Below are 11,495 nucleotides of genomic sequence, written 5' to 3' on the forward strand. Positions count from 1 at the left end.
TCTCTTGGTCGGGAGAGGTGCTGACTCTACCAGCTGGCCTCTCAACTACCAATTGCACTTATTATCTGAAACCGCGAAACCTATCCAATAAAACACAGTCAGTAAAACATTGTCAGTAAAATAAATCGCGTTGATTTCAAATTGAAATAAATACACGCTTTTAATTCCTACGCTTTATTTACAATTCCTTGCTTGCGATCTTCCTGTATTTTAAATACTTCAGTTGTGTATTTTTTACGATAAAAAATAATTTTAATCGTTTATGTTTATTTTCGTTAATACAAAAAAAGGCTCCATAAAGAAGCCTTTTTAATGCAATTTATATTGCGCTGGTTATTTTTACAGATTTTTAATTAGCCAACGTGTAAACCGCACTCACGATTTTTAAGAACCTTGGTTGGGTCGTAATAATCGTCTTCGTTTTCAAGACCTTTTTCGTACAAATATTCTTCCATGTCGAGCTCGGTCCAATAAAATACCGGTGCCACTTTAATTAAACCGGTTTTACCATCAATGGTTACTACATCTAAAGAATCTCTAAAGGGAGTTTGTTCTTTTCGAATGGCAGTAAACCAAACCTCTGGTTGATGCTCGCTCATAGCGCGATTAAATGGTTCTAATTTTACTTCTTGTGTGAAGGCATCATGAGCAACGGTATCATCGATATCAGGAATACCGCCAAGAGTAACTTCACGGCGTTTTGCGGTTACACGCGGTGTGTAATAAAACATGTTCAAGTTGAGTTTTTTGATCAAAGCATCTGCAAAACGATAGGTAGCTTCGGTGTTGTATCCGTGGTCAACGCAAATCACCGGCATACTTGGCGCTTGTTCGTTGATCATGTTTAAGATCACGGCTTCGAAGGGACCGAAATTCGTGGTAACCAATGTTTTTTTATTCAATGACAACGCCCAACGAATAATCTCTTCGGGTCTGGCATCTTTGAGTTCGGCGTTGACTTTTGCAATGTCGATATCGGTCATAGTTATACTCCGTCGGAATCGGCCGCGTACAGGCCGAGATAAATCGTAGCGCTATTCTAACATTTTAAGCCTCTAGCTTGTAACGTAAGACTTTGGCAGAATCGCCCAAACCACAGACTGTCATTATTTCACTCCATACTGATCCTATTTATCCGTCTATAGCGAAACTATCTACAACTATCGTTTTACAGCGAACTTTTTGAGTCTTAAACAAGCTATGCCTATCAAATGTATTGGTCACCGCGGCGGCGGTATGTCGGCGGGTTTTGCAGAAAACTCTCTTGCTTCGATCGAGCACGGACTCTCATTGGGTGTCGATGGCATTGAGATCGACGTTTGGGATTGCCAAGGCGAGCTGCTGGTTTTTCACGACCGTCGCCTAGGTCGAGTGTTGTCTGGTAATGAATTATTACTTGAGCTCTCACCTCAAGCGCTAAAAGCTCGCGCCAGAAAGCAAGGCTTTGATCTGCCAACACTGCAAGAAGTTATGACGTTGATTGGCGACCGAGCATTTTTGAACATTGAAATCAAAGGCCCGAACTGCGCACACTTGGTGGCAAAAACGATTGAAGCTCAGGTCATTGATGCGCAAAGAACCTATGAACAGTACGTTGTTTCTAGTTTTGATCATCACCAGATTCAAAACCTACTCACCATCAATGAGCGTATTCCTCGCGGCGTACTTATTGAAGGTGTGCCTTTAGACATTATCGCGTCCTGCAAAGCCTTAAAAGCTCACTTTTTAGGCGCCGGACTGACTTACATTCGACAACATCTGATTGATGACAGCCACCGTATCGGAACCGAATTTTGGGTGTACACCGTTAATCATCTCGACGACATCAGACACTTAGACGCCATGGGAGTCGACGCTGTATTTACGGATTTGCCGCAACTAATGATGAACCCAGAATTGGCTGAGGTGGTTTAGGCGAAGAGTCGAGTTACTGAATCTTGTCGCCGGTTGTGAGAGGTTGAGCAGCGAGGGCATCGACAATGGCGGATTCTAAGCTCTCGTAGGATTCAAGTTCGTTTTGCTGGTCTGCGCCAATACATAATAAAGCGCGCGTAGGCTCTGCATCTAGAGTGGGATCTGTAAGCACATCATCAACCACTGCATAACAGTGAATATCGTTGATGAATTTTGCAACCAATCGCTCACGCCAAACGCCTGCCTCAGGCCCGGTTAACATGACTTGTACAGGCGGATACTTCAGCTCCACCAAGGCTTGTAGCAAACTGTCGTGTAACTGCGGTTGCAACTCAATGGATGTCCACAAGGCCTGCAAAATTTCTCCGGCCTTATCAAAATAACGTTGCTCAGAAGACAAATTACCCAAACGAGCAAAAACCTTAGCAGCGATGCCATTACCCGCAGGTGTTACTCGATCGTAAATGGGTTTACTGCGATAGATCAGCTGCTCGTGTTCGTCACTGCTGAAATACAAGCTACCGGTTTCGGGATCATTGAAGTTATCCATAACGAAATCGGCAAGTTGAACCAACAATCGGAAATCTTGATCTCGCCAGTTAGATTGCAGCGACTCCAATATGGCATCCATTAAGAACACGTAATCGTCCAAGAAACCCAGAATCTTCGCTTCGCCACCTTGCCAAGTCGCGTAGAGGCGACCGTCGATCCACAGATTGTGGCTGATAAAATCCAAACATTCTTGAGCGGCATTGATCATCGATACATCATTCAAGATGCGACCCGCTATCGATAAACCACGGATTGCCAAGGCATTGCTGGCGCACAAAATCTTATGATCGCGCTCAGGTGCGGGACGTCGTCGTCGAGCGGCCAACAATTTCGCCAAAGCACGTCGATAAACTTGGTTAACAACTTTTGGCTCGATATCTAAAACAGACACCACATCGGCAACGCGTCCCACGATTTGCAGATGCCACAATCCCAAAAAGTTGGGCATGCCTTGCCATTTGCACAGTATCGACATAACTCGATATTCGATGGGCGTTAACAGACGTTTAAGCTCTTCGGTTTGCCAGCAGTAATAACCGCCATCGCCGCGTTCGCTGTCGGCATCCAGCGCGCTGTAAAAAGCACCATAACCGTTGGACATTTCTGCGCACATCCAACTGGCAATACCCTGCGCCGTTTTGGCAAACAATTGCGAGTTAAACACCCGCGCTGATTCCGCATAGATAGCCAGTAGCGAAGCGTTGTCGTAAAGCATTTTCTCAAAATGAGGAATGCTCCAAGTGGCATCCGTGGAGTAACGAAAGAAACCTCCGGCAAGAACATCGCGAATGCCGCCTCGGGCCATCATGGCTAAGGTCAACTGCAAGTGTTGTCGAGCACGCTTACCCAGTAGTGAATCTTCACGGCCAGCAATCATTAATCGCTGTAATTGGAATGACAACGCAAATTTTGGCGCTTCACCAAAGCCGCCGTGTTGTGGGTCGGCTTGTTGCAGCAGATTACGAACCGCCGCCTGGGCAGGATCTAATGAAAAATATTCCGAAGGAATAGGCTTTTGAATATGTGCGTCGAGCTGATTGTAGCCATTTCTGACCTGTTCGATCATCGCGTGATACTGTTCTTGATCACCGTGATAAAAACCAAGCACACGCTGCATTAAATCAGCAAAACCTAATTGAATGGTATTGGATGTTGGCGGGTAATAGGTGCCAACCACAAAAGGGTACAAAGTCTGCGGACACAAAAATACCGTGAGTGGCCAGCCACCGGGTTGGCCCGCTAATAATTGATGACCGGTTTGGTAAATATCATCAATGTCTGGACGTTCTTCGCGATCGACCTTAATACAAATAAAATTTTCGTTAAGTTCGCGAGCAATTGCAGGACTGCTAAAGGTCTCACTGGCCATAACTCGGCACCAATGATTAGCGCTATAACCTACAGAAAGGAAAATCGGTTTGTTGGACAGGCGTGCATCCTCGAGAACCTTTGGGCTCCAAGTCTGCCAATGAACGGGGTTGTCTTTGTGTTGCAACAAATAAGGGCTGGATTCTTCAGCCAAAATGTTTGCATAAGAGGTCATCAATTTTTGCCTGTCCTGACATTTTTCTGAGACAAAACAACGAGAATTTGGGTTTCTTATTCCAAAAAAATTGTTAAGTAAACAGAAATAGCACGTTCCGTGCTGAAAATCCCTGACGCGCTCATCGCTTATGAAATTTTGCGCAAAACGGCTTTGTACCGAACTTTAGGCCAAGTGTCTACTTTATCAATCTAACTTTACTTGAACGCTAATAATTTATTTTCGAATAAATTTAGCGTAAACAGATCTATAAATATCGAAGAATTTTTTCGTTTTATTTTTTACAATAAATAAGAATATTTATTTCGGTAATAAACCACACTGATCTAATTGTTTTTGCCATAACTGAGTATGCAAACCTACTGCTCGATTAAAGCGGCTCCATAAACTATCGGGATTTTCAACAGACCAATTACTTTGCCAATATCGATTAAATTCAACCACTTGCGGGCTATTCTTAGAATCCATCAAATCTACATTCAATAATTCTAATTCAAGAACTAAAGGTTTCGTCGATTGATGAATCAACGCTAAATAAGGCTGAACTTCACCAATGTAAAATTTTAAAAATACATTTTCTAAAACACCAGCTTGGCGGTTTTTTTGCTGGTTAAAGCATAATGGTCTCGCATTCAGCCGATCTGTCATCGCATCATTTAAAACATTTAATCTCGATAAAGCCAATTTTATTGAAAGTAGCAATTTACCTAAATATTTTTCAGAACCGATAACCTGATAATTAAATTCTATATTTTGAGATGGAATGATTTTTCGATTTAGCCAATCGGCCTTAGATTTATTTAATTGTTGCAGCGCTGCAATCAGTTCTGATGGTTTTTGTGAATTGGGTTCAAGAGATTTAGACGCAACTGAAAATAAATTGTGAAATTCGTTACTCGCCCACAACGCATTCCACACTACATTGGGTCTTTGCTGAATTTTATCCACTAGCACCTGCGTTAATTTTTGCGTCAAATCATCTTCGGGCTCATGTATTTCTAAATAGGCCAAACACTCTTGTAAGAGTTGAATAAATTCCGCTTCGTAAATCCATCGCTGTGAATGACTCATGAATTGGCCGAGGCTACTGTTACGTTCGCCTATCAAACGCTGTAATTGGCACGGCGTTAATTCAAGAAATTCCAGAATATCAATACTTTGAGCGACTAATTCGATGGTTAATTCACGACGTGAAGGAAACTCCTGCAATTCAATTGTGGAGCGGTCTGCAAGGGTCAAATTCAACGCATTACTCAGGCGGGATTGATAGCGGTCGAACATAGACTCTGCTAGATCGGCTTGTTTGCACGACGTGAGAGAGCACAACAAAACTGCTGCCGCTATGTGCTTCAAGACTCTCGAAACACTTAGTTTATTTTCCGCAAAACTCATTGCTATTGGTTTCTATTGGACGCTTATATTGCTTAAACGAATTTTAATCGGCACGCTAAATAACAAGACTCAACAAATAACAAAAAAACACCATAGATACGCAAACATCTGCGACAAGGTTTTGCATTTAACCGGTGCACTAGACACAAAAAAACCGGTACAAGTACCGGTTTTTTTAAACGCGCGTTGAAAATTAAATTTCTTCGCCGTGCGCTTGTTTATCTGCGTGATAAGAAGAACGAACTAAAGGCCCACACGCCGCATGGACAAAACCGAGCTCTTGGGCTTTTTGCGTGTACTCCTCAAACTCTTCTGGCGTCACATAACGATCTACCGCTAAATGATCTTTAGAAGGCTGTAGGTACTGACCGATGGTGAGCATATCAATATTATGTTCACGCATGTCTTTCATGACTTCGAATATTTCTTCTTTGGTTTCACCCAATCCAACCATAAGCCCTGATTTGGTTTTCACATCGGGACGCATGGCTTTGTATTCTTTTAACAGTTTCAGCGACCATTGGTAATTTGCACCCGGACGCGATTGTCGATACAGGCGAGGAACCGTTTCTAGGTTGTGGTTGAAAACATCGGGCGCTTCTTTGGCCAAAATATCTAGAGCTATGTCCATTCGACCTCGAAAATCTGGGGTAAGGATTTCCACCTGAAGATTCGGCGATAGAATTCTCGACTCGCGAATGCAATCTGCGAAGTGTTGTGCGCCACCGTCACGAAGATCATCGCGATCAACCGACGTGATTACCACGTACTTTAAGCCCATTTCAGCAATTGCTTGAGCAAGATGCGCAGGCTCACCGGGATCGAGTGGATTTGGCTTACCATGGCCAACGTCGCAAAATGGGCAACGACGGGTACAGATGTCGCCCATAATCATAAAGGTTGCGGTTCCGCCACTGAAACACTCACCTAAGTTAGGACAACTCGCCTCTTCACACACGCTGGATAGGCCATTTTTGCGCAGAATCTTCTTGATACGATCAACTTCTGGGGATGCAGGAAGACGCACTCGAATCCAATCTGGTTTACGCTGGAAACTGTCGCTAGCAATCACTTTTACCGGAATACGTTCAACTTTATCGGCGTTTCTCAGTTTTTCCCCTTGCTTGTGGCGCTGGGTACGTTTAACCGGCTGGATTTCAGGAGTGGTCATGGCGTTCTCTAGTTATAGTGAATCAATTTGTGCAACGCGCACTGCTTTGCAGCAATGATAATCAATTTACGGAAGTACAGGTAACTCAGTTGAGTATAATGCGTGATTGTATCGCAAATTTGCCATAAAGGACTCGATCAGTTTTGATTGTACTTGGCAAATTAGTTGGCAATCTGAAGGACTTTCGCCCGACAAGCAATCTTTTACCTGAGTCATGGCTAAACCCGCATAACCACAAGGGTTTATCGCTAAAAATGGGGACAAATCCATAGCGACATTCAACGCCAAACCATGAATGCTGTTGCCGTTTCTCACACGTAAACCAAGGGACGATATCTTATGCTCTCTGGCGTCTTTTTCAACATAAACACCCGGCGCATCGGATTTTGGATAGCTGTTAATGTTGAAGGCCGATAAGGTATCAACCACCGTTTTTTCAATCTGTGTGACCAAATCCCGTACGCCCAATTTGGCGCGACGAAGATTGATTAGGGGATAAGCAATAATCTGCCCAGGACCGTGATAAGTAACCTGACCACCACGGTCAGATTGGATAACCGGAATAGCTCCGGGGTTGAGCAGATGTTCTGCCTTACCAGCCTGACCTTGAGTGAATACCGGCGGATGCTGCAACAGCCATAACTCGTCGATAGTATCGGGCTCACGCGCATGGGTGAAGTCCAACATGGCTTGCCAACTCTGTTGATAATCAACAAGTCCGAGTTGGCGAATAATGAGATCGGTAGTGCCGCGAAGCTCTATAGACACGAAAAATCCTAACGGGCGTTTGTTTCAAAGCACCATTTTAACCAATTTGTTGGACTTTAGGTCATCAAAAATTGCTTGTAGTTGGTCAACGCCGGTCGCTTCTATGGTAACCGTCAATGATTGAAAGGTACCCTTAGCACTATCACGAATGACAATCGTCTCTGAATCGAATCCGGGTGCATGTCGATGGAAAACTTCCACTACCAACGCATGCAGATCTTTACCGGCGGTACCCATAACCTTAATGGGGTAGTCAGGACAAGGAAACTGAATTTTAACGTCTTCTGGATTTACATCTGCCATGGTTTGAAGCCTGTGGTCTACTGAATTTAGGACTTAATATCATTAAAGAAGAAGCCATCGACTAGCTTAATGAGCATTAGTCAGTGGCTTCGATAAGAGCTTTTCATCAACGCCTAACTGGAAAACAAGTTGATAAAGAACAGCTTTAATCCATCCCAAAGACGCGCTAGAAAACCGGCTTCTGCCACGGCATTAGCAGCCAACAGAGAGTGTTTGGCTACAACTTCACCATCTAAGGTGATAGTGACTTCACCCAACGCTTGGTTTTGCTCGATAGGCGCTCTTATGGTTTCGTCGATACGAATGTCTGATTGAAGGTTTTTACCGGAACCTCGTGGAATGGTCAGATCGAGATCTGCACCAACGATCAAATCGACATGATTGTCTTGGCCCGCCCAAACTCGTGCGGTGGCTAAGACCTCATCGGCAGAGAACTGCTTGTGCGTTTCGTAGTAACGAAAACCGTGGGCTAGGAGTTTCTGAGACTCATCCGCACGTGCACTTTCAGAACGCGTTCCCATAACCACTGAAATCAATCGCATGTCGTCGCGAACGGCAGAAGCTACCAAGCAGTAACCAGCCTCGTTGGTATGACCGGTTTTAATACCGTCAACCGACTTATCCCTAAATAAAAGTTTATTACGGTTCGATTGGGTTTTTGTCTCTTCACCAGGAGCACCGTAGGTAAATTCTTGTTCTGAATAAATGTTGTAATGCTCAGGATGATCATTGATTAAAGCCCGCGCTAGCAGTGATAGATCCCAAGCAGTGGTGAGATGACCTTCGGCGGGCCAACCTGTAGAGTTTTTAAATTGTGTATTGTTCATACCTAACAGAGCAGCTTGTTGATTCATAATATCAACAAACGCTTCTTCACTTCCGGCGATATATTCCGCCAGAGCGACGGTCGCATCATTACCGGATTGAATGATCACGCCGCGCAACAAATCTTTAACAGAAACTTCGGTGCCCTCGCGAATAAACATTCTTGAGCCACCCATTTTCCAGGCGCGTACACTAATGGGCACCATATCGGTCATATTGATATGACCTCGATCGATTTCGCCTGAAACAATGTAACTCGACATCATTTTGGTGAGACTTGCAGGAGGCAATGGCTCGTGAGAATTGTGTTCAACCAAAACTTCTCCCGTGGCAGCATCAATTAAAAGATAACTGGACGCCGCTAACTGGGGAGGCGCTGGAATAATCAGTTGTTGGGCTGAAGCAGAATTCACTGCAACGAAAAAAATAACGAATAAAGACCAAAAAGATCGTGTTAAAAAATTAGACATATTATTAAAAATAAGTACTTTTATCTGGGTGGATTGTTTGGAGACTATGACCTAGCAAGCGCAAAAAAAGTTTTATGCACACAGTCATTCATGCAACTGGAATAAAAACACGAACAAGCATTTTAAGTAGACGTGCTTTTTCTTTAACAATTACTGCAAAGCGTAAGCACCTTATCAAACCAAGAAGCACTTCGCTAATATCTGCGACAAAATTATTTTGATTCCATATACAAAATTCAATAGCAAACCCTGATTGACTTGAAGTTTCCAGCGACTTAGGTAGGTGTCGCCAACGTCAAGAACGATAAGCAATTGAAATTATGAAGAAATTAGAAATCGCACTTTTAATTTCTGTCCTCTGATAAATCACGGAGGCGTTAATCTGCGGTTTCAATAATTTAAAATATGCACACGGGTTTTATTCGTAAACCAGATGATGACCCGTGACATTACTTTGCGTCAGAAGATTTCGCAGTTTTGCCAATTGCAAATTATCGACAATGGGGCCAATACGAACTCTGTACAATCGTGTTTGTGGATCAGGTGTATTGATAATGACCGGTGAACCGGTAATAACGGCGATATTTTTTCGATGCAACTCTGCCGCTTGCTGGCTTGAGAAAGCACCGACCTGTAGATAAGTATTTTCTGGTAAAGCGGAGCCTTCTGAAGCTAATGGCGCCGGTGGTTCATTGGAGACTCTGGGCGCAGGAGAAATAATACCGGTACCTTCTCCGTAAATTAAATTCTCTTTTTGCCAAGCAATAGGATCTATAGCCACCACTTCAACATTTGCTGTACCTGCATTTAAAAATCCAAGCTTTTTAGCAGCGGTGTACGAAAGATCGATAATCCTGCCGGAATGGAACGGGCCTCGATCATTAATACGAACAATTACCTTGCGGCCATTTTCAAGGTTGGTTACTTGCACATAAGACGGGATTGGTAAGGTTTTATGCGCGGCGGTCATACCGAACATATTATAAACTTCGCCGTTGGCGGTATTGTGGCCGTGGAATTTTTTTCCATACCAGCTGGCGAATCCTCGCTCGCGATAATTTTGCGCACTCGACAGGACATGATAGGTTCGACCGGCAACGCGGTACGGGCTTTTATTACCAGCACGAGTTATTTCTTCGGGAATGGGCACCGCGTCGGGAATGTGATCGACAGCGTAAGACTGATCAGGTGCGCTATCGTGTTGTTGGGAATAGCGCCCCTCGTTATTTGACTCTTGCGGAACCGGCGTTTGTTGGGAGGTATTGTCATAGGATTTGAATGCACAGCCGCCGATAAATAGAACCAGTGTAAGCACAATAAGTTTAAAGCTTATAAAAAAGCTCTTTCCACAAAATACAGTATTTCCCTGAAAAAACACGCTTTACACCCGATGACAATAATCGAAGTTTTGTAGCATACCACGATCAATTACCGCGGCGCCGAAGTTAGGTTGATTTTACGTATGGCAGTAACCCGCGAGTTATCGTGATTACTGCCCATAAAAACCGTAGTTGATTAGAAACGTGAAGATCAATAAATTGCTAGAATGTTTTTTCGGCTTTCGCTTTTTTAATTTCTTCAGCTAACTGATACACCGCCATAGCATACATGGTTGAGCGATTGTAGCGAGTAATCACATAAAAATTATGGAAACCCGCCCAAAACTCCGACCCTTTTTCACCTTCAAGCTCAAAAACTCGCAAGGGAGTTGGTGGAGCTTGTATCGATGTTAACGAAAATCCAGCCTGGGTAATTTCTTCAAGACTGCGAGAAGGTTTTAGATCATCACTCAAAAGCGTTGCATCAAAGTTATCATCTACACGGACGCGATCGGTAACGGGTTGATTAGCCTGCCAACCATGAACCTTAAAGTAGTTGGCTACCGAACCAATAGCATCGACGGGATTGTTCCAAATATCGATAAAAGCATCGTCGTCAAAATCTTTGGCGTAAGCACGATAGCTCGACGGCATAAATTGACCGTAACCCATGGCACCGGCGTAAGATCCGGTAAGGTCAACTGGTGATTTACTCTGCTCACGGGCTAACAACAGGAACTCTTTGAGTTCTTTGCGAAAAAATTCAGAGCGCGGCGGATAATCAAACGCTAATGTTGATAAGGCATCAATGACTCGGTAACCACCGGTGTTGTTACCATAGCGCGTTTCAACGCCAATAATAGCCACAATCATTTCGGCAGGAACACCAAAGGTTTGTTCTGCTCTGGCCAAGGTCTCCTGATTGGCAATCCAAAAATCAACGCCTAAAGAAATTCGAGACTCAGTGACGAAAATGTTTCGGTACTCTTTCCAAGGCTTACTTTTTTCAGCCGGACGAGCGATGGCTTTTAAAATAGAATCTTTTCGCACGGCGTCATCGAACCAAGCGTTAAGTTGTTCTTTGTTGAATCCGTACTCCGAAACTAGCTCATCAACCAATTTTTGCTTTTCGGGATTATTAGAATAATCTCCAGCATAGGCTACCGTCGCAGCAGCACTAAGAGCCGTGCTAAAAACCGCTAAATTAAAGCCGCGTTTAAGGGTTACAAAATTTATCA

Annotated in this window: 10 protein-coding genes; 1 reads left to right on the forward strand and 9 read right to left on the reverse strand. The window is 43.7% G+C overall.

Translation table 11 applies throughout. The features are described from left to right. Window positions 1-353: 353 nt before the first annotated feature. Window positions 354-983: a phosphoadenosine phosphosulfate reductase domain-containing protein gene (locus ACYQ2C_RS10635; protein WP_460049600.1), complete on the reverse strand. Its 630-nt coding sequence runs from the start codon at window positions 981-983 to the stop codon at window positions 354-356. Window positions 984-1,182: 199 nt separating this feature from the next. On the opposite strand from ACYQ2C_RS10635, the gene ACYQ2C_RS10640 reads away from it, so the two are divergent. Then, window positions 1,183-1,914: a glycerophosphodiester phosphodiesterase gene (locus ACYQ2C_RS10640; protein WP_460049599.1), complete on the forward strand. Its 732-nt coding sequence runs from the start codon at window positions 1,183-1,185 to the stop codon at window positions 1,912-1,914. Between the two features lie 13 nt (window positions 1,915-1,927). Here ACYQ2C_RS10640 and ACYQ2C_RS10645 read toward each other — a convergent pair whose 3' ends face one another. From ACYQ2C_RS10645 to mltB, 8 genes are all read right to left on the reverse strand, one after another. Next, entirely contained in the window at window positions 1,928-4,009 is a 2,082-nt protein-coding gene (locus tag ACYQ2C_RS10645; protein WP_460049598.1) for a thioredoxin domain-containing protein, read from the reverse strand. Between the two features lie 300 nt (window positions 4,010-4,309). After that, on the reverse strand, window positions 4,310-5,338 hold the full coding sequence (locus ACYQ2C_RS10650) for a DUF3080 family protein (protein ID WP_460102558.1): 1,029 nt from the start codon (window positions 5,336-5,338) through the stop codon (window positions 4,310-4,312). 256 nt (window positions 5,339-5,594) lie between these two features. Continuing rightward, on the reverse strand, window positions 5,595-6,572 hold the full coding sequence (gene lipA, locus ACYQ2C_RS10655) for a lipoyl synthase (RefSeq protein ID WP_460102556.1): 978 nt from the start codon (window positions 6,570-6,572) through the stop codon (window positions 5,595-5,597). Between the two features lie 66 nt (window positions 6,573-6,638). Next, window positions 6,639-7,340, reverse strand: coding sequence for a lipoyl(octanoyl) transferase LipB (lipB, locus tag ACYQ2C_RS10660; RefSeq protein WP_460102554.1), 702 nt, complete (start codon window positions 7,338-7,340; stop codon window positions 6,639-6,641). Between the two features lie 24 nt (window positions 7,341-7,364). Next, window positions 7,365-7,643, reverse strand: a complete 279-nt coding sequence (locus ACYQ2C_RS10665) for a YbeD family protein (protein WP_460049594.1) — start codon at window positions 7,641-7,643, stop codon at window positions 7,365-7,367. A gap of 113 nt (window positions 7,644-7,756) precedes the next feature. Beyond that, complete coding sequence (locus ACYQ2C_RS10670; protein WP_460049593.1) at window positions 7,757-8,938, reverse strand: D-alanyl-D-alanine carboxypeptidase family protein; 1,182 nt, start codon at window positions 8,936-8,938, stop codon at window positions 7,757-7,759. Window positions 8,939-9,356: 418 nt separating this feature from the next. After that, a complete protein-coding gene (locus ACYQ2C_RS10675; RefSeq protein ID WP_460102550.1) occupies window positions 9,357-10,253 on the reverse strand; it encodes a septal ring lytic transglycosylase RlpA family protein in 897 nt (298 codons plus the stop codon). Between the two features lie 226 nt (window positions 10,254-10,479). After that, window positions 10,480-11,493: a lytic murein transglycosylase B gene (gene mltB / locus ACYQ2C_RS10680; RefSeq protein ID WP_460102562.1), complete on the reverse strand. Its 1,014-nt coding sequence runs from the start codon at window positions 11,491-11,493 to the stop codon at window positions 10,480-10,482. Window positions 11,494-11,495: the final 2 nt, after the last annotated feature.

This window comes from Sessilibacter sp. MAH3 (assembly GCF_054658275.1).